General features: G+C 41.0%; 22 protein-coding genes and 1 pseudogene. 16 read left to right on the plus strand and 7 right to left on the minus strand.

Annotation, left to right across the window (positions count from 1 at the left end):
• Positions 1-128: 128 nt before the first annotated feature.
• Positions 129-1297, minus strand: a protein-coding gene (locus tag L0B17_RS12480; protein WP_235084953.1) for an IS3 family transposase whose coding sequence is annotated in 2 segments (ribosomal slippage) — positions 129-1051 and positions 1051-1297 — 1170 coding nt in all. Because the reading frame shifts where the segments join, the coding sequence is not laid out codon by codon here.
• Positions 1298-1359: 62 nt separating this feature from the next.
• Positions 1360-2064: pseudogene (locus L0B17_RS12485) on the minus strand (IS110 family transposase); the annotation flags it as partial.
• A gap of 1065 nt (positions 2065-3129) precedes the next feature.
• Between L0B17_RS12485 and trmY the strand changes: the two are divergent.
• The 14 genes from trmY to L0B17_RS12555 all read left to right on the plus strand — a co-directional run bounded on the left by trmY (position 3130) and on the right by L0B17_RS12555 (position 19604).
• Entirely contained in the window at positions 3130-3726 is a 597-nt protein-coding gene (trmY, locus tag L0B17_RS12490; protein ID WP_235085216.1) for a tRNA (pseudouridine(54)-N(1))-methyltransferase TrmY, read from the plus strand.
• 560 nt (positions 3727-4286) lie between these two features.
• On the plus strand, positions 4287-4691 hold the full coding sequence (gene mscL, locus L0B17_RS12495; protein WP_235085218.1) for a large-conductance mechanosensitive channel protein MscL: 405 nt from the start codon (positions 4287-4289) through the stop codon (positions 4689-4691).
• 330 nt (positions 4692-5021) lie between these two features.
• Positions 5022-6200: a porin gene (locus L0B17_RS12500; RefSeq protein WP_235085219.1), complete on the plus strand. Its 1179-nt coding sequence runs from the start codon at positions 5022-5024 to the stop codon at positions 6198-6200.
• Between the two features lie 167 nt (positions 6201-6367).
• Positions 6368-6940: an FMN-binding protein gene (locus L0B17_RS12505; protein WP_235085221.1), complete on the plus strand. Its 573-nt coding sequence runs from the start codon at positions 6368-6370 to the stop codon at positions 6938-6940.
• Positions 6927-7430: a PepSY domain-containing protein gene (locus L0B17_RS12510; RefSeq protein ID WP_235085222.1), complete on the plus strand. Its 504-nt coding sequence runs from the start codon at positions 6927-6929 to the stop codon at positions 7428-7430. Before L0B17_RS12505 ends, L0B17_RS12510 begins: the two co-directional genes overlap by 14 nt.
• Before the next feature lie 13 nt (positions 7431-7443).
• A complete protein-coding gene (locus tag L0B17_RS12515; RefSeq protein WP_235085224.1) occupies positions 7444-7749 on the plus strand; it encodes a PepSY domain-containing protein in 306 nt (101 codons plus the stop codon).
• Positions 7750-7947: 198 nt separating this feature from the next.
• Positions 7948-8145, plus strand: a complete 198-nt coding sequence (locus L0B17_RS12520) for a CPXCG motif-containing cysteine-rich protein (protein ID WP_235085226.1) — start codon at positions 7948-7950, stop codon at positions 8143-8145.
• A 325-nt stretch (positions 8146-8470) separates the two neighbouring features.
• Complete coding sequence (locus L0B17_RS12525) at positions 8471-8941, plus strand: DUF6795 domain-containing protein (RefSeq protein ID WP_235085228.1); 471 nt, start codon at positions 8471-8473, stop codon at positions 8939-8941.
• Between the two features lie 21 nt (positions 8942-8962).
• A complete protein-coding gene (locus tag L0B17_RS12530) occupies positions 8963-10117 on the plus strand; it encodes a lipase family protein (protein WP_235085230.1) in 1155 nt (384 codons plus the stop codon).
• 363 nt (positions 10118-10480) lie between these two features.
• Entirely contained in the window at positions 10481-12262 is a 1782-nt protein-coding gene (locus L0B17_RS12535; RefSeq protein WP_235085231.1) for a protein adenylyltransferase SelO, read from the plus strand.
• 139 nt (positions 12263-12401) lie between these two features.
• Positions 12402-14567 carry a glycoside hydrolase family 97 protein gene (locus L0B17_RS12540; RefSeq protein ID WP_235085233.1) on the plus strand — a complete coding sequence of 722 codons (2166 nt, stop codon included), beginning with the start codon at positions 12402-12404 and terminating at the stop codon, positions 14565-14567.
• Positions 14568-14932: 365 nt separating this feature from the next.
• A complete protein-coding gene (locus tag L0B17_RS12545) occupies positions 14933-16462 on the plus strand; it encodes an MFS transporter (RefSeq protein WP_235085235.1) in 1530 nt (509 codons plus the stop codon).
• Positions 16463-16568: 106 nt separating this feature from the next.
• Positions 16569-19031: a glucan 1,4-alpha-glucosidase gene (locus tag L0B17_RS12550; RefSeq protein WP_235085236.1), complete on the plus strand. Its 2463-nt coding sequence runs from the start codon at positions 16569-16571 to the stop codon at positions 19029-19031.
• Positions 19032-19208: 177 nt separating this feature from the next.
• Positions 19209-19604: a DUF805 domain-containing protein gene (locus L0B17_RS12555; protein WP_235085238.1), complete on the plus strand. Its 396-nt coding sequence runs from the start codon at positions 19209-19211 to the stop codon at positions 19602-19604.
• A 157-nt stretch (positions 19605-19761) separates the two neighbouring features.
• Here L0B17_RS12555 and L0B17_RS12560 read toward each other — a convergent pair whose 3' ends face one another.
• From L0B17_RS12560 to L0B17_RS12580, 5 genes are all read right to left on the minus strand, one after another.
• On the minus strand, positions 19762-20742 hold the full coding sequence (locus L0B17_RS12560) for a DUF808 domain-containing protein (protein ID WP_235085240.1): 981 nt from the start codon (positions 20740-20742) through the stop codon (positions 19762-19764).
• Between the two features lie 28 nt (positions 20743-20770).
• Positions 20771-21139, minus strand: coding sequence for a hypothetical protein (locus L0B17_RS12565; RefSeq protein WP_235089955.1), 369 nt, complete (start codon positions 21137-21139; stop codon positions 20771-20773).
• Entirely contained in the window at positions 21046-21624 is a 579-nt protein-coding gene (locus L0B17_RS12570; protein ID WP_235085242.1) for a transporter, read from the minus strand. Before L0B17_RS12570 ends, L0B17_RS12565 begins: the two co-directional genes overlap by 94 nt.
• A 183-nt stretch (positions 21625-21807) precedes the next feature.
• Complete coding sequence (locus tag L0B17_RS12575) at positions 21808-22839, minus strand: LacI family DNA-binding transcriptional regulator (protein ID WP_235085243.1); 1032 nt, start codon at positions 22837-22839, stop codon at positions 21808-21810.
• A gap of 48 nt (positions 22840-22887) precedes the next feature.
• Complete coding sequence (locus tag L0B17_RS12580; protein WP_235085245.1) at positions 22888-23589, minus strand: DUF3334 family protein; 702 nt, start codon at positions 23587-23589, stop codon at positions 22888-22890.
• A gap of 271 nt (positions 23590-23860) precedes the next feature.
• Between L0B17_RS12580 and L0B17_RS12585 the strand changes: the two genes are divergently transcribed.
• Both L0B17_RS12585 and L0B17_RS12590 read left to right on the plus strand, forming a co-directional pair.
• Positions 23861-25468: a methyl-accepting chemotaxis protein gene (locus tag L0B17_RS12585; protein WP_235085247.1), complete on the plus strand. Its 1608-nt coding sequence runs from the start codon at positions 23861-23863 to the stop codon at positions 25466-25468.
• A 101-nt stretch (positions 25469-25569) separates the two neighbouring features.
• Positions 25570-25827, plus strand: a complete 258-nt coding sequence (locus tag L0B17_RS12590) for an HPr family phosphocarrier protein (RefSeq protein WP_235085248.1) — start codon at positions 25570-25572, stop codon at positions 25825-25827.

A 25827-nucleotide genomic window follows, 5' to 3' on the forward strand; every position in this document is an offset into this window, starting at 1 on the left:
CGACTCTTTATTATGTAAATATCAGCTCGAGAAAACGCGCTGTTTGATGTGATGGTTATCGTGCTAGTTTTTTGTAGTCAGCAAGTACTGACCTGGTCAACTGAATTCGGTCACCCTAGTTAAGTTCGTTACGCCACTTCTGTTAACGGCTTATCCGTACGCTCAAATTCATTGGGACTTTGGTAATTAAGGTATGAATGCATCCGTTGGCTGTTGTACCACATAGTGATGTAATTCAAGACATCTTGTTGAGCTGCGTAGCGTGTTCGATAATTGCGCCAATGAACTCGTTCCTGCTTCAAGCTTCCGAAAAAGCTTTCAGCTACTGCATTATCCCAACAACATCCTTTTTTACTCATACTGCCGACAAACTTATGCAGCCTCAGTATTCGTCTATATTGATGGCTCGCATATTGAACACCTTGATCTGAGTGTATTATCAATCCAGCTTTAGGTTTTCGTTGCCATATAGCCATTGTGAGCGCATCACAAACGAGTAGTGCCTTCATTCTGCTGCCCATACTCCAACCAACAACTTTACGGGAATAGAGATCGATTACGACGGCTAAATACAGCCATCCTTCGGCAGTCCATATGTACGTAATATCTTGAACCCACGCTTGATTGGCGCATTGAACATCAAAATCCTGTTCAAGCTCATTTTCATATATAGGCTTCTTGTGGCCGCTGTTGGTTGTTGCTTTGTACTTCTTTTTATAGCGCACCCAAACGTTTGCTTCTTTCATCAGTTGCGATGTTTTCCTACGCCCAACAGGGTAATCAAGGGAATTCAATGCCTTTTGAATGCGTCTTTGTCCGTAGGTGTTATCGCTAAACTCGGCAATATCCTTAACCCACTGCAACATCTCTTGATGCTCTGTATCAACAGGTGACTGAGACTTCCGCTTTTGATAGCTGTAGTAATTATTGTTTTTCACACCCAACACGTGACACATTAATATCACAGGCCAGATCTTCTTATTTTGGGTAATAAACGCGTATTTCACTTCGTTTCTTTGGCAAAGAAGACCGTCGCTTTTTTTAATATTTCACGCTCTATTTCTAAGCGCTTTACTTGTGCCTTTAGCTTGCGGATCTCTTCCTGCTCAGGTGTCAGCTTGCCGTTGCCTCTAAATGCATGACCATCATCATTTTCTGCTTCTTTTATCCAGCGGCCGAGCAGTTGAGGAGTCACCTCTAAATTTCTAGCGGCTTCAGCAATACTGTAATTTTGCTCTCTTACCAGTGTAATGGCATCAAGCTTGAATTCTTTTGAATAGGATTTACGTGTTTTCATTTGAATCTCCAGTTAAATCAATTATGTCTTAACTGGGTTAGTCGTATCAATTAAACCACGTCAGCTTGTCCTGCGCCAATGGAAGCGGCGAATGCTGAAGCGATAATCGGGCCAACACCTGGAATACTCAATAGGATTTTACCATTAGGGTCTTGCTCGACCAGCTGCTTTAATAGTGAATTAATTCGTTCAAGACGTTTAGTGAGTGCTTGATATTCTTCCCAAAAATCATTGGCCATTAATTTGATAAGTGGTCGTTGCGCTTCATCACAGATGATGCCCCACATCGCTCGCTCAAACGCACTGTGACCTTGCGGAAAACAAATACCAAAATCGACTAACACGCCACGAATTTGATTGGTACAGGCAGTTCTTTGTTTTACTAAGCGCTCTCTAACGCGGTGTAACATCAGAATTTCTTGCTGCGCTTCGGTTTTAATCGGTACAAAGCGAATGTTAGGCCTAAAACTGGCTTCATAAATCGCCATGGCATCATTCTTATCATTCTTGCTACCACGCACAAACGGGGTGACATGTTGGGCCGGAATGAGCTTAACGTTATGCCCCATAGCGAGAAACTTACGTCCCCAGTAATGGGATGAATAACAGGCTTCAAAGACCACATTGCAAACAGATTGCTGGGACATAAACTCAGTCAGCTGAGCGCGATTTAAACGCTTATTGAACATTTGCTTTGCCTGACTATTCATCCCCAGGACTTGAAATACATTCTTTGCCAAATCAATCGCAATAGTGCTAACTTTCATAGTGGACGCTCCTTAAGTAACTGTATGGTTCAACATCAGTTTGGCGCATTGACGCCGTATTAGGGAGCGTCCATCTCATCACCCACTCTAATTGGCTAAATATCAACACTGAACTAGGCTTTATTACCCTTCCAAAATGGTAATTGAGGTATGTGGAGGTATGTGGGGTCAGGGTAAACTTTATTTTATTACCATATTTTTTCTAATCCCACGACCTAACTTTAGACTCCTTGCTCTAACGCATTTATGTCCAAAAGTGAGTTAACTATTGTGTTTATCTAGTGTTGCCACAGTCATCAATAAACCTAAATCGAAGAAACAAAAATTCAGGTGCAGATGAGCCAGCGAGTATCCAAAACATGGATGTTTTGGTTAAGCCCACATGGACGCTGATTTTAAAACCAAGAGTCGGCGTCTCGCGGGATCATTTGCACTTGAAGATCACCTTTCTACCAAATATTCTCCAAAAATCAGTTAACTCTTGTTCTGATTTAGCTTTTGCCACTGCCATCAATGAAGCTAAATCGAAGAGACAACATTTCCGGTGCAGATGAGCCAGCGAGCATCCAAAACATGGATGTTTTGGTTAAGCCCGCATGGACGCTGATTTTAAAACCAAGAGCCGGTGTCTTACTGGCTCATTTACACATGGAGTCACCCTTTTAAACCCATGAAAATTTAAATAGGCTCAGGTAAAGTTTTTATAAAATGAAACCTTTCAACCCGTTTTTCCAAAAACGAGTTGAAAAATGATCGGTAATCTCCCCTAAAAAGCAATGATGTTTTTTTTCGTCTCGCTTTAATGTAAACACTTGGCACCCGTAAACCAAACCAGCCGTTGGTTACACAGCTCAAATAAATCGGTTAATGACATTGGGTTATGTTGATTATTAGCGTTACAGCTTCATGTAAAGCTGAGATAATAGTTAAACACGCATTCGTTGATTGATTATCTTTCAGTGGCACACATTTACCACGTATCCGGCTGTTGCTTAACTAAAGTCATTTTTAGTGACGTTATCTTAAATTAAACAGGGTTACGTTTTTATTTCAACAGGACTTTTCATGCGCGCCTTTGTATTACGAGCCAGAGCAGCACCCGTCGACAGTAAACTTTTTCTAGCAGGTATTGGCCAAGAAGCCCATACCGAAATTTTAGCCCATGTGCTAATGAACACTATTTTTGTAGCGCAATCATATCGTGACGATGTAATTGTGCATTTGGTACTTGAAAGTACCAATGACTTCTCCCGCACCATTAGCTTCACGTCTAATGAGCTACGTAATATTGGCGGATTTCACGAACAAAATCTCACCGCAAAAATAGCCAAAGCGTTAGATGTATCCAAAGGGATGAGCAAAGAACAAACCCGTGAGGTTGAATCTGGCATTACCGTGCGCACAGTCAGTTTTGAAAAATTAATCCAAGAGTTAGCAGAGGATTATCAGTTATACATGTTAGAGAAAAAAGGCACTCCAGTACGTGAAGTCGAGTTTGCTCACAATGCGTGCTTTTTGTTAACCGACCATATTCCTATGCCAAAAAAGAGTTTTAACAGCCTGAAACGTCTTGGTACCCAGCACATAAACTTAGGCCCTAAAATGCTGTTTGCATCACAATGCGTGCTGTTAATTCACAATGAGTTAGACATGAGATTGTAGATACAAGATGCGGCGTTTCAGCTTAGAACGCTCTCAAACTCGCACGCCACTAACAACCAAAACCTTCTGAAAGGAAAAAGTCACAGTGCCTTTTAGGCATTGATTTTTTTATTCGAAATATTAAAAGGGCTGATTACTGCCTATCAAATAATTCGTGATTAGAATAGCCGAACTTAACACGTCGTTGATGCTGTTAGAATAAATGTATAAAAGTGATCGATATGCATGATGATCGGCATCTTGTATTAATGCTAAATTAACCAAAAAATATGCTAAACCATCACACAGACAAGTAGTATTGAAATACTCCCGCAGAATATAAAGTAAGATAAAACACCTCATAAACTGCCTTTAAGGCCGCAAGAACAGCTGCTTAAGTATGATTACTAAAAAAACAACTACCGTAAAAAATCAAATTCCTATAATCTTTTAAATGGTCCCTACACTACAAGTTAAGTGGGCATGAAATTGACGAAGCTCAATTAGCAATCTGTATGTTACCCACAATACTAAACATAATTAAGCACACCATCTATTTTCAGATAAAAAGGAATAAGACTATGAGCATGATGAAAGAATTTAAAGATTTTGCCGTAAAAGGCAATGTAGTCGATATGGCTGTCGGTATCGTCATAGGCGCGGCATTTGGCAAAATTGTCAGCGCATTAGTAGCAGGGGTTATTATGCCTCCAATAGGCGTATTATTGGGAGGTGTGAATTTTTCTGATTTAGCCATTGTGGTACAAGAAGCCGTTGGTGATACACCTGCAGTAGTGATAAGTTATGGCGCTTTTATTCAAACTGTTATTGATTTTACTATCATTGCATTCGCAATATTTATGGTGGTAAAAGGTATTAACAAATTAAAGAAAAAAGAACAGGCGGCACCAAAGGCACCACCAGCGCCCTCTTCTCAAGAAGTTTTGCTTACTGAAATACGTGATTTATTAAAAGCAAAATCATAACGATACAGTTTAACTAAACAATTTATCGCAATGGGTCGCACATCTTCGATTCGCACACTGTTGCGTATTCAAAATAGTGCCCCACCCTATTTCGGATAAAATGTGGCCAATCCTGGTTGGCCACATTTTATCGAATTAAGTTAATGTTTTTCTGTAAAGCAAATTACAGTTAAATTGCCATCCAAAACCTACATTTTTCAGAATGTTAATATTAAACTCTTTAAAGTTATGTGATCTTTAATACAAATTCTAAATACGAATAGTTTGCATTATTCATATCAATTGATAGAATCCGTGTAATTTCCACCTTTACTATTAATTGAGATAAACATGATCAAGAAAACATTACTTGCTACAGCATTGTTAAGCGTATTTGCAAGCTACTCTGCCGTTGCGTCAGAAGAGACTCAAGAACTACGTAAAATTATTGAACAGCAGCAGAAAGTATTAAAAGATTTAGAAAAACGCCTTGAACAGACAGAGCAACGTGTAGAAAAAACGGCTGACGTTGTTGAATCTACAGCATCAAGCAAGTCTGCTACAACTATTGGTGGTTACGGTGAACTTCACTATAACAATATTTCTAATAATCTGAATAACACAGATAAGAAAGAATTCGATTTCCACCGTTTTGTATTATTTGTAGGTCATGAATTTAACAGCACAACACGCTTCTTCTCTGAATTAGAAGTTGAGCACTCAATTGCTGGTGAAGGCAAAAAAGGCGAAGTGGAATTAGAGCAAGCTTATATCGAGCATGACTTTAATAACATGTTCACCGGTAAAGCGGGTCTATTCCTGATGCCAGTGGGTATTATCAACGAAACTCACGAACCAACCACATTTTATGGCGTTGAGCGTAATCCTGTTGAAAAAGACATCATCCCAGCAACATGGTGGGAAGGTGGTTTAAACCTAAATATTAAAGCAGCCCCTGGCGTTGCGTTTGATACCGCGGTGACATCTGGTCTTTATCTAAGCCAAGATTCAGGTTATAAAATCCGTAACGGTCGTCAGAAAGTATCGGAAGCCAAAGGCGAAGATTTAGCCTATACCGGCCGTGTTAAGTACACAGCAGTTCCAGGTCTTGAGCTTGCTGCGACGGTACAATACCAGTCAGATTTAACTCAGGGTGAAGCAGGTGTTGATACCGCATCAGCAACATTAATGACAGCTCACGCTATCTACAACATCGAAAACTTCTCTGTTAAAGCGCTTTACGCTCAGTGGAATATCGATGGTAAAGAGGCTGAAACGTTAGGCCGTGATAAGCAAAACGGTTTCTATATTGAGCCTTCTTATCGCATCAACGACCAGTTTGGCGTATTCGCTCGTTACAACGAGTGGGACAACAATGCGGGCGATAATGCAGACACTAAGAAAAAGCAAACCAACGTAGGTGTTAACTACTGGTTGCACGAAAACGTAGTCTTTAAAGCTGACTATGAAAACATCGGCGGCGCCGCTGATTCAGACGGCTTTAACTTAGGCGTTGGCTATCAATTCTAAGTAATTGAGTCTGTGGATATAAGTCTTTGGGCTTAATCACATAAAACACTTGGGGTGGCTATCATTTTTTCAGTATGATAGGCACCTTTGTTTTATGTGCCTTTTTCAATAGTGCCTAATTAAGCCATTTCTAATTAGTCGACCCTAACTAAGAGCTCCCCTGATTTATGAGATTACTTTGCTGCATCATACTTGGTATCAGTTTATTAATACCTCAGGCTCAGGCCGAAACCACTCAATATTTATCTTCTCAGGATTTTATCAAACAGGCTTTTGCTGGCGACTTACCTAAAGCTAAAGTGTTTTGGCTTGATGATGAAGCCAAGGCGGCCATTGAAGATATTTTATCCCATAGCTTTAATAAAATGCGGGTGCGTTATTGGCAAAAAGATGACGCCAGTGTGTGGATTTTAGATGAAATTGGTAAAGAAGCCCTGATAACAGTAGGCATTCATGTTAAGGCTGCGGAGATCGTACAAACAAAAGTGCTAGTATACCGTGAAAGCCGCGGCGATGAAGTACGCCATGACTTTTTCACCGACCAATTTAAAGCAGCAAAATTAAATGCTGATAACAAACTGAATAAACACATTGACGGTATCACTGGGGCGACCTTATCTGTGCGCGCATTAACTAAATTATCTCGAATTGCACTGTGGCTCGATGCCCATGTTAATAAAGCTGAAAATCAGTCAACGGCTATGACAGGTATGATGAGCAACAACAATGACAAAAAGTAGACGCCCAAATCAACAACTGAGACGCCAAGGGGTTAAATATAAAATCCTCAGAGCACTGCGTCCTTGGCATCGACGTCTGGGTATATTAAGTAGCTTTTTTATTCTTTTATTAGCAGTTACTGGTGTGGCCATAAATCATAGCCAAGACTTCAATTTAGATATTGCTCAGGTAAAACAAGCTTGGTTGCTAGACTATTACGGCATCAATGCACCGCAAAAAATAACGGTATTTTGCATAGCCTCCACTACTGGCCTCAATGCAGAGTCGCCTTCCCAATGTAAAACACAGGTGGCAGCAACAGACAGTCAATTGTGGCTGAAAGACAAACTTATTCTTGAGAGTCAGTTACCTATACTTGCGGTAACAAGGGTTGGAGACTCACTAGTCGCCATTGATACTAGGCATGTGTATTTGTTTTCTGCAGCAGGCGAACTCTATGAAACCCAAGGGCCAAGTACGGGCTCCCCAGGACATATTGGCCTTAGCTAATAATGATCAAGGTGTGTGGCTCAACACTGCCAATGGGATATTTTTAAGTGATACAGATTTACTGGAATGGTCATCACAACCGGAAAAGACCACTATTAACTGGTTAACTCCAATGACTAAAAATGAATTAACGCCATCACAGTGGCAAGCTATCGAATTAAATGCCCGCAGTAACCACTTAAGCTGGGAACGAGTCATACTGGACTTACACAGCGGTCGTGTATTTGGCCCCTTAGCAATCTGGTTGTGGGACATATTCGCCCTCGCCTTGTTACTAGTTGCCTGCAGCGGAGTATGGATTTGGCTAAAGCAGCGCTAAAATTATCAATTATTATATTAATATGACCCTGAGATTAAGAAACAAGCAGATTCAAATTAATTAGATTAAAAATCTATTAGATTAAAAACAATTAGAGTCAAGCATAATTGCAGTCTGTGTCTTAGCCAGAGTTATTTGATTAAAAGCTTGATAATAACTGCCCTGTCTCATATTTAGGCCATTTAGGAGCACATCAAATTGAACCAATTAACAGAGCAACTTATAGACTGCCCCTACTGTGGTGAAGCGATTGACATTCTCATTGATTCATCCGACATGGGACAAGAGTATATTGAAGATTGCCAAGTATGTTGTAAGCCAATCAATTTCTTGATTTCTGAACGTGAAAATGGCGAGCTTACTGTTAATGTTTATGGTGAAGATGAAGCCTACTAATCATCAAATATATTTCACAGCCCAATTCAGTATGAAAGAATACTAGATGTAAAAATTATCTCTAAGTACACAGACCTAAACTTCACGTGAACAAGACAAATATTTTATGACTTTGTTTATAAACGATAGACTATTCTAAATTGAAACAGTAAAGTAAAATTAATTGTTAGGGATGATAATGTTGTTGAAGGGAATCAAATGGTCTTTCGCCGTATGCGCATTACAATAGAACGCCAGTCAAGCGTTAATCATAAGCTAATTAGCCCCTTCTCAATTACATTTCTTTTATATACTTCTTTGTACTTTTAATACAGGTTATATCGCTATGTTTGGCTTTTTTAAAAAATATGATGCTCACTTATGCTCAGCTGTATCAGGAAGAATACTGGATAACGGTAAGCCATTAGTAGGTGTTAAAATTGAACGGGAACTCAGATACATTGATAATAAAAAAAGAATCGATAGCACCTTAACTGATAAAAATGGCTGTTTTACCATGCCTGTTGTTAATATTCGTTCAAAAGCACCAGGGTGGTTATTTTGCGAACAAATGACAGGGCAAACAATTGGTTTCTTTTATAAAAGTGAATTTTATAAACTATGGGGTACATTTTTATCTGGCACAGAGTCAATCGCTGCATATGATGAAAAGTTATCTCAATTAAATGCAGATATAGTAAATCCTAACGTTTTCTTTACATTTGAAAATAAAGAGGTATCTCATGTTCCATATGGTGCCTCTAGTATTTGCCGTTGGGATACGGATTTTGAAATACAACAGATCATTGAAGATTAAATTAACATAAGGGAATATAATATGCGTGATTTAACGCCTGCAATAGCGGTAAAACTTGCCGAGGGTGCATATCAAATAAAAGAGACAACTCTAGGTGGAGGGTATGAGACACCTGCACTTCAATTTTTATCCAATGACTTCAACTTTAACCTCTCAAAAAATGTGCTTCAGGGCACTAGTGGCTCTTTTATTGAGCATATTTTTAAACATAAAACTGGTTTTGCTGTTATTGGCACGGGTAAAAAAAGCGGTAGTTATGATGGTCATACTGTAATTGCGCTGCGTGGTACTGCAAATAAACGCGACGCAATAACCGACATGCATTGCGGGTTAAGTACCAGTGCAAATAACTTACCAGCCCATGCAGGCTTCAACAAAACCTTTAACTCTATTCAGCCTGCATTAAATACTTATTTTACAAAAAATAATACAGGTCCAGTACATTGTGTTGGACATAGCCTAGGCGGAGCACTGGCACATTTAACAGCAAATTGGTTACATGAAAAACAAAATGGTAGACCTATTAGCTTATATACCTTTGGCGCACCTCGTGTAGGTTATGCGGGATTTGCCGACAAAACTAGCAATAGCTTACATAGAGTTTTTCGTTGCTTGCATTCAGCTGATCCAGTGCCATTACTACCTTTTTGGCCTTTTGTTCATACCGAAGGTGAATATACACTTAATGCCGCCCCTACCATTAGTGCAGGTGCACACAAAATGGCTGGTAATAGTCCTGGATATATTAACACTGCGAGTGCTTTTAAAAGTTTTGCTGCGGTAAATAAGCGAAGTGCTCATTGGCATAAAGAGCAAGTAAGACTCGATTATGAAAAACGCCATCAAGCAAGCTTCACCTCAAAATGGGCTCATAGGTTAGGGGCGGCTTTAATCACCCTATTGAAAGATACCGGCCACTTGTATGAAATTCAACACATGATCACTACTGGTTTAACCTTTTACGATAAAGTAGCTATGTTACTCACAAAAATTGCTAACATGCCTGGTAAGTTTGCCGAACAACAAAAAGGTATGTTAGGCCATATGCTAGTATTTGCGGGTAAAACAGGTGTCGTAATAACTGAGATGCCTTATAAGTTTATTCGTTGGGTTTTATCAGTGACACTTGAGAAAGTCGCTCTGGTTGCAGGAAATGCATTGAGTATGATCAAGTAAATATACAAAGTGATTTGTGGGATGGAATTGCCTTTCCCACAAATAGTATCATTTGGGTTTTGACACTAGACTTAAGTCACTTCCAGATTTAGTCACATATATATAACGACTGATCTCGTAATCTAAATTAATACACCATTGATAGTTTATAATCCTAGGTTGCTTTGATTAACTAACCGTCTCATTTTTGAAAATACCTAATGTTCTAGCATGCTACTGGATCTTGTCCCACATAAAGGTAAAATTTACAACTTGCTTTGATTAAACTTAACAGTTTGCTGTTATGGGCATTAAGTGTAATCGTCAATGCGAATAATACCCCAGGGGGAAACAACCCTTCCTCTTCATTATTAAGGTCCCCCTATGATAAATAAACTGTCCCAGAATACTTCTACTGCTGTCGACACTATCAAGACTATCGACGACCTTGCTAAGTTCGTTAACTATTCATTTATGAACACGCTTAATTGCGATCCTGACGCGACAGAACATGGCATCGACTATGCGCCGCGACAAGTATTCTCAGGCCACTACGTCACCGTAAAACCAACACCTATCGAAGCCCCTGAGTACGTAGTACATAGCAACAGTTTGTTTCACGAATTGGGTTTTGCTGACAGCATGGCGCAGTCAGCCGATTTCATGAGCATGTTTTCCGGTGATATGTCCAACCTGCCTGCACCTATGAGTAAAGTCGGTTGGGCATGTGGCTATGCGCTGTCCATCTTTGGTACTGAATACATCCAACAGTGTCCATTTAAAACCGGTAACGGCTACGGTGACGGCCGTGCTATGTCAGTACTTGAAGCTGTCATTAAAGATCAACGTTGGGAAATGCAGTTAAAAGGTGGCGGTCGCACGCCATATTGCCGCGGTGCAGACGGTCGTGCAGTTCTGCGCTCCAGTGTCCGTGAGTTTTTAGCGCAAGAGCACATGCACGCGCTTGGCGTGCCAACGTCTCGTTCGCTGAGTTTATATGTGTCGAAAACCGAAACAGTCAAGCGGCCGTGGTATTCCGAGGGTTCTCGCTCGCAAGATCCCGACAGAATGATTACTGAGCCGGTTGCTATTTCTACGCGTGTGGCCTCTTCTTTTATTCGGGTCGGACAACTCGAACTTTTCGGTCGCCGCGCTCGCAAAGCGGAACATCCACATGCGATGGCAGAGCTTGCACAACTGGTATTGCACTTAATCGATCGTGAATATGCGAATGTTATTGACCCACAACTGAGCATTAACGATAAAGTACTATTGCTGGCTCGCGAGTTCCGTCAGCGCCTAACGTCATTAGTGGCCAACTGGATCCGCGTGGGTTATTGTCAGGGTAACTTTAATAGCGACAACTGTGCTGCCGGTGGTTTTACCCTCGACTACGGCCCCTTCGGATTTTGCGATGTATTTACTCCACAATATCAACCCTGGACTGGTGGCGGGCAGCACTTTGCATTTTTGAACCAAGGTGTGGCTGCTGAGCATAATTTTCTAATGTTTTGCACTGCATTAAGTCCATTATTAACAAGTTCACCCGATGACTTAACGCAACTCCAGCAGTTGGTTAATGACTTTTCGACTGAGATGCAAACAAAAATGGAGCAAATGTGGGCAGCCAAACTAGGGCTTAACACATTTAATGCGGCGCTATTTACTGAGCTTGAATCGCTAATGATACAAACGCCTGTGGATTACACTCTATTCTTCCGCGAACTCTCAGCACTACCCGTTGATATCACTCCATTGAAAAAAAGCTTTTATCAGGAATTACAGTCTGCTCCCTCAGGGTTTGAGGCGCGCTGGTCAGCTTGGTTAACCCAATGGCAATCATTGCTTGGCGACACTGCGGATTCAGATGGTGCGGCAAGTGTTGATGCCAAAAACCAGGCAGCAAAGGGTAAGCCGCGCACTCGTGAGGAAATATCTAAGCAGATGAAGCTCGTTAATCCCAAATACACTTTACGTGAATGGTTACTAGTGCCTGCGTACAGCAAAGCAAGTGAAGGTGATTACTCGTTGGTTAAAGCGTTGCAGACTGTGATGACACAACCTTACTTAGAACAGTCACAAGAAGTCGAAGATAAATTTTATCGTCTTAAGGCAGCTGAATTTTTTGCGGTTGGCGGCTTGTCACATTTGAGCTGCTCGTCGTAACGGCTTGTCTTTCATAGTGTGAAAAGCGAGTAAGCATACGTATTCGTGTTGAATACGTATGCAGATCTTTGCGGTCAAAACCCAAAGCGTCATATATTGCATGTTGAATAAATAAAATAATAAACAACAAGGACTTTGTATGGCGCACGCTTACTCATCTGACTCTACAAAACCAACTCAAACCACCAATTTCACTCGCGTTAACGCCTCAACTGGCGTCATTCATTCAGCGATCTCAACGGCGTATTCACGCTTTACGCCTAATATTATTAGCTTGTCCTGTGCATTAGTACTAACCAGCTTGGCCATACCAAACATAGCACAGGCTAAAACGGTCAATGTCGCCTCCCCAGACAAACATATTTCAATCAGTTTAACGGATGATAATGGCCGCCCTGAATATCAGGTGCAATTTAACGGCAAAACCGTGGTTAATCCAAGTAAACTTGGCTTGGTATTCCAGCAGCTAGGGGAATTTGGCGTCGATTTTAGTATTAAAGATGTTAAAAACAGTAATGTCGATCAAACCTGGCAGCTGCCTTGGGGTGAGCGTGAAAATGTGCGCGATCATTACAACCGCATTGTCGCTACACTCAGTAATGGCAAAGTCGATTTTGATATTGAATTTAAAGCGTTTAACGACGGTATTGGTTTTCGCTACCTAGTGCCAAAACAAGCTGGGCTAGCAAACACGCCAAAACTGGATATTACCGACGAGTTAACCGAGTTTGCTATACCCAATCCGCACACAGCTACCGCATGGTGGATCCCTGGGCGCGGTTGGAACCGTTACGAGTATTTATACCGCACTACCTCGCTTGATAAAATAGATAGAGCTCATACGCCAATGACGTTTAGAACGGCTGATGGAGTGCATTTAAGCATTCATGAAGCGGCCCTCACCGACTACGCTTCTATGGTACTTAATCAAGGTCGAGATGGTATTCTACGCGCAGATTTAACCCCATGGTCAGACGGGATTCGGGTTAAAACTCAGCCTGGATTCTCAACACCTTGGCGCACCATTCAAATCGCTAAAGATGCCCCAGGGCTGCTTAACTCAGATATTATCCTTAATCTTAACGAGCCAAATAAACTCGGCGATGTGTCGTGGGTGCAACCAGGTAAATACGTTGGTATTTGGTGGGGAATGCACTTAAATGAAAACACCTGGGGAAGCGGGCCTAAACATGGCGCGACCACCAGCGAAACCAAACGTTATATGGACTTTGCTGCAAAGTATGGCTTTGATGGTGTGTTAGTTGAAGGTTGGAATGAAGGCTGGGACGGCAGTTGGTTTGATAACGGTGATGTGTTCAGTTTTACACAGCCTTACCCTGATTTTGACATCGATGCAATTAGCCAATATGGCAAAAGTAAAAATGTGCGCTTAATTGGTCACCATGAAACCTCTGGTTCAGTCACTAATTACCGTAAACAAATGAGTGATGCTTATGACTTATATAAAAAACATGGCGTGACTCAAATTAAGACCGGCTATGTGGCCGATGGTGGTGATATAAAACGGGTCGATGAACAAGGTATCACTCGTCATGAGTGGCACGACGGCCAGTTTATGGTTAATGAGTACCTTCACAGCGTAACTGAAGCGGCTAAGCGTGGCATTAGCATTAATACCCATGAACCGATTAAAGACACGGGTCTTCGCCGTACTTATCCTAACTGGATAGCCCGAGAAGGCGCTAGGGGCCAAGAGTTCAACGCCTGGGGATCACCGCCTAATAACCCTGAACATACAGCCATTTTACCTTACACTCGCATGTTGTCTGGCCCGATGGATTTTACCCCAGGCATATTCAATCTTGCGCCTGAAGGCTTAGATGCTGTTAATCGGGTACAAACCACATTAATGAAGCAGCTTGCACTTTATGTAGTACTTTATAGCCCTATTCAAATGGCGGCCGACTTACCGCGTAATTATGTTGAGCGCTTAGATGCATTTCAATTTATTCTGGATGTGCCAACCGATTGGAGCGAATCAAAAGCACTTGCGGGTGAAGTGGGCGATTTTGTAGTGTTTGCGCGTAAATCACGTAAAAATGACGATTGGTTTATCGGTGGGCTCACCGATGAAAACCCACGCACTGTCGATATTGCTTTAGACTTTTTAACCCCAAATACAACATATCAGGCACAAATTTACCGCGATGGTGCTAAAGCTAACTGGTTAACTAATCCGTATGATTATGTTATTGAGCAAAAAGTAGTGTCAGCTAAAGACAAACTGACGTTAACAATGGCCGCCAGTGGCGGTACCGCCATTAGGTTTAAATTAATTAAGTAACATGTACTTACTAAAAAGTACTCGGTAAAATATCAAGCTCAAAAATGTAGCAAAAATGTGCAGCTTAAGTTGCCTATAATTGATGAATACGTATGTATTCAGTTGTGTAAATCCAGACAGCGAGGCTACTATAAAACCTGCTAAATTCGCTCTCGCTTGTGGAGATGAAGAAGGCTAGGTCGTTTCTGATACTGACCATATTATGGACAATATCGGCTTTAGAGTACCTCGATTAACTTTATTTAGCGTTTTGTTTGCTGAATAAAGATATTAGGTCATTGGCGAATACCTGTCTTAGTGAGATGTGTATTCGCTTTTTTTTATCTATCGACTGAACAACCGCCTACCTATAATAAGGATAAAAAATGTCGGCAAATAACCAACAGATTCAGCCTCAACTCAATTTTTGGCAAATATTTAACATGTGCTTTGGATTCCTAGGCATTCAATTTGGCTTTGCGTTGCAAAATGCTAACGTTAGCCGAATATTTCAAACCCTAGGTGCAGACATAGATGAAATTCCTATTTTATGGATTGCAGCCCCGCTCACCGGATTAATCGTTCAGCCCATTATTGGTTACCTAAGTGATAACACTTGGAATTTCTTAGGCCGTCGCCGCCCTTATTTTTTAATCGGTGCTATTTTTACCACTCTGTCATTATTCATCATGCCCCATTCGCCTACTTTATGGGTCGCCGCGGGTATGTTATGGATTATGGACGCATCAATAAACATTGCCATGGAGCCATTTCGTGCTTTTGTCGGTGATAACTTGCCACAAAAGCAACGCACCCAAGGCTATGCAATGCAAAGCTTCTTTATTGGTGTCGGCGCGGTAATCGCATCAGCACTGCCTTATATTTTAACCAACTACTTTGATGTGGCTAATACTGCCCCTGCAGGTGAAATTGCAGATTCAGTACGTTACGCCTTCTATTTTGGCGGCGCGGTACTTTTTCTTGCAGTCGGCTGGACTGTGGTATCCAGTAAAGAATACTCTCCGGAAGAATTAGCCAGTTTTCATCAGCAAGAAGCTGACCAACAACCACAAATAGAAAACCAACGCAGTGTAAGCCAGTATCGTAATGGTGCAATGGTTTGGATGGCTATAGGGGCAATATTTACCGCGATAATTGTGGCGCAAGATCTCGATAAACAGCTTTATATCTTAAGCTTGGGCATTTTTGCCTTTGGCCCTTTACAGCTAATATGTTCAATAAAGCTGGCAAACAAAAACCAGCAAGCACGCAGTTCACTGGGGTTGATATTTAACGTAGTAGATGATTTATTTCATATGCCAAAGGCGATGCGCCAATTGGCTGTTGTACAGTTTTTTGCCTGGTTTGCCCTATTTGCCATGTGGATTTACACCACAGCCGCAGTTACCTCACACCACTACGGTTCTACCGATGTTGTCTCCCAGGCCTACAATGATGGCGCTGACTGGGTCGGTATGTTATTTGCCTCATACAATGGTTTTGCCGCTATCGCAGCAATCATTATTCCATTTTTAGCCAAAGCGGTTGGGATTAAGTTCACCCACACCATCAACATGTTTTTAGGTGGCATGGGTTTAATCAGTTTTTACTTTATTACAGACCCAAGCCAACTGTGGATCCCTATGATAGGTGTTGGCTTTGCTTGGGCGTCTATTTTATCTGTGCCTTACGCCATGTTATCGGGTGTTATTCCACCGAAAAAAATGGGCGTATATATGGGGATTTTCAACTTCTTCATCGTGATCCCACAGCTATTAGCAGCGAGTATTTTGGGGCTATTACTGAAAGTGTTCTTTGATGGTCAGCCAATATATGCGGTAGTGCTAGGCGGAGTGTTTATGATGATTTCAGGCATAGCAGTGTTATTTGTTGATCAAAACAAACACACTCAATAAGCATAAAGCATCAGCTGATCCCAAGTGGAAGAGTAAAAACTAACACCTAAATTCAATTCTAATAATAGATTCGATACATAATTAACAATAAAAATTGGGGAACTCAATGTCAAAAATTGAATCACTTATCAAACAGTCAGCAATAGCCAGCGCTATTAGCCTTGCTTTATTAACGTTAAGCGCCTGTTCAGATAACACAGTTGCATCAGCAACAGCCTCTTCATCTGCTAGCGAAGTCATTCATATTGCCCCTGGTGCACCTGGGCTTGACCCTGTTTGGGCCTTTTCAGGTAAAACTGGTATTGGCACATCCTATGAGCCTTACTCCAATGGCCAATATGTGGGTAACGAAGCCAATCCAGTGAGTAAAGTATGGTTCTCGGTTGCCCAGGGTATTTTAACTGAAACCATGTACGGCATGATCCACAATGCGCAGTTAAAAGAATTACAGTTTGTGGTTGTGGGTAATGGTTTTGTTGACACTGAAAAAGATCATACCAATAGTACCATTGAGTATCTGCATACCGACAAGCAAGGTCGTCCATTATCTTTAGCCTATAAAATTGTTAACACAGACAAAGAGGGCAAATACAAAATAGAGAAACATATTTTTACCGATCCAAACCGCGACAGCTTAATGATGAAAGTGGTCTTTACTGCGTTTGAAGATGGCATTACCCCTTACCTATATGCCAATCCACATGTAGACAATAGCGGCGCTAATGACATCGCCAGCATTGAAAACGGTGCGTTGGTGGCTTATACCAATGCAGATAATTCATCTGTATTAACCATTAAGTCAGATATTGATTACGTTAATGCCAGTGTGGGGTTTGTCGGTACATCTGACGGTTTAGTCGACTTAGCCGATAATGGCCAGCTCGATAAGCTGTATCAAAGCACCAGTAAAGACAATTCAACCGTCGGTAACGTCGCATTAACCGCGCAATACCCTACCCTCAATAGCAACAGCTATACGGTCAATTTTGCCATTGGTTTTGGTCACAGCAAAGAATCAAGCCTAAGCAATGCTAACACCACTCTTGAAACCGGTTATGACGCGGTGTTAAGCGCCTATCTTGGGGATGATAAACATATTGGTTGGAAAGACTATTTAGCCTCGCTAACGCCACTTAACAATATGTCGAGTAACACAGCTGATAATGGCAAGTTACTTTACACCAGCGCATTAGTGTTAAAAGCTCAGGAAGATAAAACCCATGCAGGCGCCTTAATTGCGTCACTGTCTAACCCTTGGGGTGACACAGTTTCAGCTAAAGTGGGCAGTACGGGTTATAAAGCGGTATGGCCGCGTGATTTTTATCAATGTGCCATGGCATTTTTAGCCATGGGCGATACGCAAACGCCTAAAGTCGCGTTTGAATATTTGCAAAAAGTGCAGGTAACAGATCAAACACCAGGTTATGAAGGTACACCAGGCTGGTTTTTACAAAAAACCCATGTTGATGGCGAAATTGAATGGGTGGGTGTGCAGCTTGATCAAACCGCTATGCCTATTATGCTCGGCTGGAAACTCTGGCAAGCGGGTGTGTTGACCGATGCTGAAACGGTTAAGTGGTATCGTGATATGCTTAAACCCGCAGCGGACTTCTTGATCACAGGCGGCAAAGTTAAACTAGATTGGAATGAGACTCAAATTACTCCGCCAAGCACTCAGCAAGAGCGCTGGGAAGAACAAGCAGGTTACTCTCCATCTACCACTGCAGCTGTGATTGCAGGCTTAGTAGCCGCAAGCGAATTAGCCGTGTTAGCTGAAGATGAAAATAGCGCTAAGTATTTATTGGCAGCACGTCAATTAGCCGCAGAATTAGAAACCACTATGGTGGCCAACACCGGCGATTTTGCGACTAATCAACACGCCGAAGTTGCCCCTTACTATGTGCGTATTAGTCCTAATGGTACCCCAAATACTGCGGATAAATTACTGGATAACAATGGTAAATCTGGTGTTGATCAACGCACCATTTTAGACGGTGGTTTTTTAGAACTGGTCCGTTATGGGGTTAAAAATGCCCAGGACCCCATTATTAAAAACACCGTGGTGCTAATAGATAACACTAAGCTTGAAGATAACCTTAGAGTGAAATATGAATTTACCGCCAAAGACGGCAGCACAGTGCCAGGTTATCGCCGTTACGGTAACGACGGCTATGGTGAAGATATTGCCACCGGATTAAGTTATGCGGAAAAAGGCAACACCGAGCAGCAACGTGGACGCGTATGGCCATTCTTTACTGGTGAGCGAGGCCACTATGAATTAGCTCTGGCTAAGGCATCAGGCACGTTTAATTCAAAAACTAAATTACAGCTTATCCTAACTTATGTACAAGGCATGGAAACGTTTGCCAATGAAGGGTTAATGTTGCCAGAACAAGCTTGGGATGGTGTCGGCAATGCCACTCGTTATAACTACAAAATGGGCCAAGGCACAAACTCAGCCACCCCACTTGCGTGGACACATGCTGAATACGTTAAATTGGTTCGCTCAATAACAGATGAAAGCGTATGGGATCACTACCCTATTGTCACTGATAAGTTGAGCCAATAACCGTAAACTAAGCGAGTAAGATGCCTGTTAACCGCTATTGAATTTTATAGCTTCATACCGTGGTATCGAAAGATAACACGGTATTTTTTTAGGCTTTTTACTTGTTAACTGACTGTAAAATTGTTACAAATAGCCCTGCAGAGTTTGCATTATAAAAATTGGGATTAGGAAAAAACAATGGAATGGTATTTAACAGTTTTAAAAAAATATTTTGTCTTTAGTGGCCGTGCCCGCCGTAAAGAATACTGGATGTTTGCTTTATTCAACTTCATCGTTAGCTTTGTATTATCACTGGTTGACATGGGTATTGGTAGTTACAATGAAGTGATGGGATTTGGAACACTCAGCGGCATTTACACTTTGCTGGTGCTGATCCCAAGTATTGCCGTCTCTGTTAGACGACTACATGACACCAATCATTCTGGCTGGTGGTTACTCATTGCATTAATTCCACTACTAGGTGCATTGTTCTTGCTGGTTGTATTCTGTTTCGACAGCAAAGAAGACAATGAATATGGTCCAAACCCAAAAGCGTTAAATGACAGTAACAACAATGCTACCGTCGAAGCCTAAAAAGTAGATTGACTCAATAAGATTAATTTTAAATTGATTGAAAAGTGAGTTAACAATACATAGACATAGCGTGGGACTTTATTGTACTCACGCTATGTTTTTAGCGTTAACTAAATCAATACCATATAACTAAAACAACTCAATTTAGCTACATGCATTACGCCCTCACCTTCTGCACCAACGTCATTACCGCTAAGGCCATCGCGCCCGCAGCAATACCAAACAATGCATTTAGAATACTTGGAGTGAGTATTTGCAATAGGCCACCAGCATATTCTAATTGCCCAACCCAAGCTGCGGCATGTTCAATAGATATACCTACAACATGAATACCGTGGGTTAGAATTCCGCCCCCCACCATAAACATTGCAACAGTACCCACCACGGTTAATGTTTTCATTAAATAAGGTGCTAGCGTGATTAATTTAAGCCCAATATATCGCGCTAGGCGAGGTAAAAATCCTTCGCCTTGACGTTTGTTCAAGTAAAAACCAAGATCGTCAATTTTGACAATGCCGGCCACTAACCCATACACGCCAACGGTCATCACAATAGCAATTACCGATAAAGTTAAAAATTGGCTCATTAGATCTGACTCAGCAACCACACCTAAACTAATAGCAATAATTTCTGCTGACAGCACAAAGTCGGTGCGAATAGCCCCTTTCACTTTCTCTGTTTCAAATGCTTTTAAATCAGCAACATCTCTGGCTAACTTTTGTTCTACTTCTGCTTCTACTTCTACTTCTACTTCTACTTCTACTTCAGCTGATTGTTGAGATTGCTTATGTTGTGACGGTTTGTGCTGATACGAATGATGTAATTTTTCAAAACCTTCGTAACATAAGAATAATCCACCAAACATTAGCAATGGTGTAATTGCCCACGGAATAAACGCACTAATTAATAGCGCTGCGGGCACTAAAATAAGTTTATTGCGAAAAGAGCCTAATGCCACAGCCCAAACCACAGGCAGCTCACGTTCTGAGCTAACCCCTGAAACCTGCTGCGCATTTAACGCTAAATCATCACCCAGCACGCCTGCGGTTTTACGCGCAGCAATTTTGCTCATTGCGGCTACGTCATCTAAAATTGTCGCAATATCATCCAGTAATGTCAGTAAGCTTGCACCAGCCATAGCGAGTTAATGTCCTTGAAAAGTAAAGTTATAATGCGTACTGCCAAAGCACACCAAATGAGTCAAAGTCGGTGCCTATACGAGTGATAACGCCAGTATTGGCATAAAATTTTACACTGTGATGTTGATTTAACGCTAATGAATACGTTAGCCCCAAACGTGAGTTTTCTTGGTCATCATGCGCTTCAATACCATTTTTATGGGTTTCACCACCAATAAAATAATTGCTACTCAGTGATAGCCACTGACCTTTTGCCAAACTATAAATCAAATGTCCTTGCAATGAATATTGCGGCGCTTTCTCTAAATATACGCCATTATAGAACTCATCATTGTCACTGTATAAACGCACTGTGGTATTGGCACTGTAATACCAACGCCCCACTCGATAAGACACACCAAAACCGGCCTAAACACCCACTGATTTGCGCCAATATTCACGAGTTTACTGGCATCATATTGCCCAATAGGTGCGGTCACTTGCAAGCTCGCCCCCATGACAAACCCTTCTTGGTATTGACCAAAATCTTGTCGAGTTAACGCCGGTGCGCCATGAAAGTTCCAAGTTAATTTAAAGACAGGATCTGAGTAACCACAGCGCTCAGCTTCAACATATTCATCTTGGAACACCGCTGAACCGCTCATGCAAACACGACTTGCCACTACATCAAATTTAGATGAACTGCCACCTAAATCAAATGTAGTGGCATAACCAATTATACCGGCATTCATTTCAATTTGTGATTGTTCAATAGGCACTTCAGGTGCAGGAGATAATCCCCCTTGTGAGCGACCATAACCCGCCACTAAGAAGTGCATATTAATAGGAATATTAGTATAACTGCGGGGCTCTAAATCCTGCGCTATGTTTTGAAAACTCATCACACTTGCTAGCACGGAAAAAAACCAAACGGTAGATCTAAACGTTAGACGATATGACTGCATTTGCATTGAATCTATTTATCCTTAAACGATATCGGATGCGAGGGCATTAAAAAATCAGCGAGAAAATCATCCTGAGGTCATAAAGGTCGAAGCCACTCCAACCTTAATTCAACTTCTCGATTAATCTGTTGTTGCGCCACATGAGTGACGTACCACTAGATTAGTCGGAATTAACATAGGTGATACTTCTTGCCCACGAATAAGCTTAAGCACACTTTCCACTAAAATTTCCCCAGCCAATTGGGTATTTTGCTTAATGGTTGTCAGTGGCGGATTGGCAAAGCTTGCCACTGGAATATCATCGTAACCAATAATTGCGACATCCTCGGGAACATTAACCCCTCGTTTTTTTAAGGCTCTCAGTGCGCCAATAGCAATTAAATCACTGGCGGCAAAAATAGCATCAAATTTAACGCCCTTATCCAACAAAGCGTTCGCGGCATCAAAACCTGAGCTTTCAGTGCTAATGGCATCAAACTGCAATTGCTTATCTAGGGTAATATGCTGGGCTTTTAAGGTTTCGCAGTGGCCTAAGTAACGGTCTCTAAATTCTGGGCTACGGCTAGATGAGTCTCCTAAGAATGCAATATGTTTACGACCTTGTTGCAGTATATGTTCAGTGGCTATCACTCCACCTTGATGATTGTCACAGCCAATAGATAACACCGACTTATTATTATGCTCAGCTCCCCATATTACAAAGTGGGTGTTTTGTTGTAGCAGTTTCTCAAGCTTATGGGCGTAGTCCATATAATCGCCATAACCCAGTAAGATAATACCATCGGCCTTATTACTGTCTTCATAGTCCGCATGCCAGTCACTAGAAAGCTGTTGAAATGATACCAGTAAGTCATAACCCTGACGTGCTGTAGCACGGGTAATAGAGCCCAACATTGACAAAAAGAAAGGATTTATCAATGAATCATCATTAGTGGGGTCTTCACAAATCAGTAATGCCAATGTATGACTATTTTGAGTGCGAAGATTGCTGGCGTTTTTATCCACTTTATAATTTAATTCTTTAGCAATCGCTTGTATGCGCTGCCAGGTGTCTAAATTAACTAAAGGACTATTTCGTAACGCGCGAGAAACCGTTGACTGGGATACCCCTGCGCGATAGGCAATGTCAATTGAGGTTGCTTTAGATGCCATTTTTACTGTTCTACCTTGTTAATTAAATGAGTGATAAATGATCTTTACTTATATCCCTAACTCATCAAGTAAACTATCAGCTTCATCTGTCACTAAGTCTTTAACTGCATGTGAATTGGCTGATTTACTGGCAGTTTCATCGTGTTGTTTTCTATGGGTTTCAATTAATGCATCAGGATCAAACTCTTCATCCATTTCAAAATCATGTGAACGAATAAACTCTGTTTTATCCATTGCAAATTCAAGATAAAATATATGGTTGTTCTGTGTTTTAAACGATACACGACGGGCGACAGCATTATCTAAATTAGTATCAACAGAAATAGTAAGTTCTTTATTAAGCGTCAGCATTTTAGGCTGGCTTTGGCTAATAGAGGTTTGTAACTCTTTCGACACTTTGCTAATAAAATCCCCCAGCATTTGGTTCATCAACTCCCCCATCACATTGGCAACGTCATCCGAGGTATGAGAAAAAGCCAATTCATTTTCAGGCATCCCCATGCTGATCATATAACGACGATAAATCTCAATCGCTGCATCAGCTGAAAAATTGATAACCACTAAACCAGAAAAGCCACCGTCAAAAATAGAAAAGCAGCCTAAGTCAGGCTTTAAACGGGTACGAGAAATAGATTGCACCATTCCGGCATGGGTAACACTGCTTGCTGTGGTATTGGATAATACATGAGAAACTGAATGGCATAGTTTTAACAGAATATCGTCATTATTAACGGTTTGAGAAGCGTTCATCGCGGACACCTTATTTTTATAATTAAGCTAATCTTGCGGGTAAAATGATAAAAAATCAAAATTAAAACAACTCTTTAGCGCAATATGTGACCCAACATAACATTTAACAATTTAAACTATTGATTTACAATAAATTAATAAATGATAGTTGTTATTTTAATTTTTAGTAGTAAATGTATGGTACCTCACATTTTTGCGACAATAATCTCCTGTAAAGTCGATTAATCCTTATAATCTCTCACTTCTCGGCTTGATAATTCTAAGGATAAAAATGATTGCTTCATTACGCCAGTTAACCATATTAAAACGCCTATTTATCATGCTAATTCTTGCGGCAATTGGTACTGTGTGTTTTGGCAGTTTTTCTGTTAAAGAACAATACAACAATCTGGTTAATGAGAAATATCATCAATTAGCCAGTAATATTGTCCTGTTCAATGCCACAGTCAATGAATTAACCGCTCAAAATACCGCTAGTTTAACCATTACCACCATACTTGATGGCATTAATCAGCAAGCTCAGAATCCTATTTACCTGTTAGATGACAACAAACAACTATTATCACCGTCTACTAGTGCTATTTTTGCTAATGCGGACATCAGCACGTTAACCGATATTAACGGCCAGCGCAGTCTAAATGTGTTGCTTGATTTAGCTAAAAGTCAGGGATTATCAAACGGGTCGATTGAATTCAATATCAATGGCAATGCTCAAACACATTTTTTGTCAGTAAAATATGATAACCAACAGCAACATTATGTGCTTTCTTATGCTGATAACCACAATATCAATACAGCACTCAAAGATATCATGATTGATTATTTAATCATTATGATTATGATTTCTTTGCCTATTTTTCTATTCTTTTTATTACTTAATCATTCAATCACCCAACCTATCAATACAGCGATTAAAGCCATGCATGGCATTGCCGCAGGTGAAGGTGATTTACGTCAACGGCTTGATGAAAATGGTAAAGATGAAGTGTCTGAATTAGCTAAAGCCTTTAACTTATTTGTGATCAAAATTGCGAATGTGGTTGGCGAATTAAATCCAATAGGCAATCAGTTAACTATTAATGCCAATGAGTTATTAACAGCGGTTAACACCTCACAACAGAGCAGTCAAAATGTTAATCAAGAAACTCAAAGTGTTGCTGCTGCAATTCATGAGATGTTAACAACAACCCAAGATATGGCGCGTAATACTCAGCAGGCAGCTGAAAATGCTCATAAAGTCACTATAGAGGCCAAGCATGGTCAGCAATTAATGTTATCGACAGTGGTTCAAAGCGAGGCGCTGGGCAGTGAGTTACAACATAATGTGCAAGTCAGCGAAAGTTTATCCCAGGCATCTAATGAAATAAGCTCTATTTTAGATGTGATTAAAGCGATTGCAGACCAAACTAACTTACTGGCTTTAAATGCCGCCATTGAAGCCGCACGCGCAGGCAGTCATGGGCGTGGATTTGCAGTTGTGGCAGATGAAGTGAGGGCGCTAGCTAATCGAACCCAACACTCGACCAATGAAATTAATCAAATCGTGTCAAAAATTCATCAAGGTATTGAATCATTACGCCAAAGTAATAGCCAAACACTTAAACAGTCAGACGACTTACAATTAAAAGCACGTCAATCAAGTGATTCGATGGCAAGCATTCTGACGTTAGTTGACAATATTAACGACATGACCAGTCAGCTTGCCAGTGCAACCGAGCAACAAGCTATGGTCACTGAAGAAGTTAATATTAATATCAATGCCATTTCAAGCCTAACTCATCAAGTAGTTGCGGCAAATGAATCTAATGAACATGAAGCTAATGAGTTAGAAAAGATAAGCCAAAAAATGGATAACACTCTCAAACAATTTAAGATTTAACCCATAAATTTATAATATCGAATTGCTTACTTTGATGCCCTGTCGCATTAAGGTATAGTGACTCGTTTTTCGTTTTCGTCATTAATAAGAGTTCAAGCAGTATGTATCAAAAAACGGTGACCATTATAGCGCCACACGGGATCCACACCCGCCTGGCAGCATTATTGGTAAAAGAGGCAAAGAGTTTCGATTGCGATGTCATCGTAGAATGCAATGGTAAGCAAGCTAGTGCTAAAAGTTTATTTAAATTACAGACTCTCGGGTTATATCAAGGCGTTGAAGTCACGGTCATCGCCCAGGGCGAGCAAGCTCAACAAGCTGTTGAGAGAGTTTCAGAGCTACTTATCACCTTAAGTTAA

Source organism: Shewanella sp. OMA3-2 (assembly GCF_021513195.1).
Classification (GTDB): domain Bacteria; phylum Pseudomonadota; class Gammaproteobacteria; order Enterobacterales; family Shewanellaceae; genus Shewanella.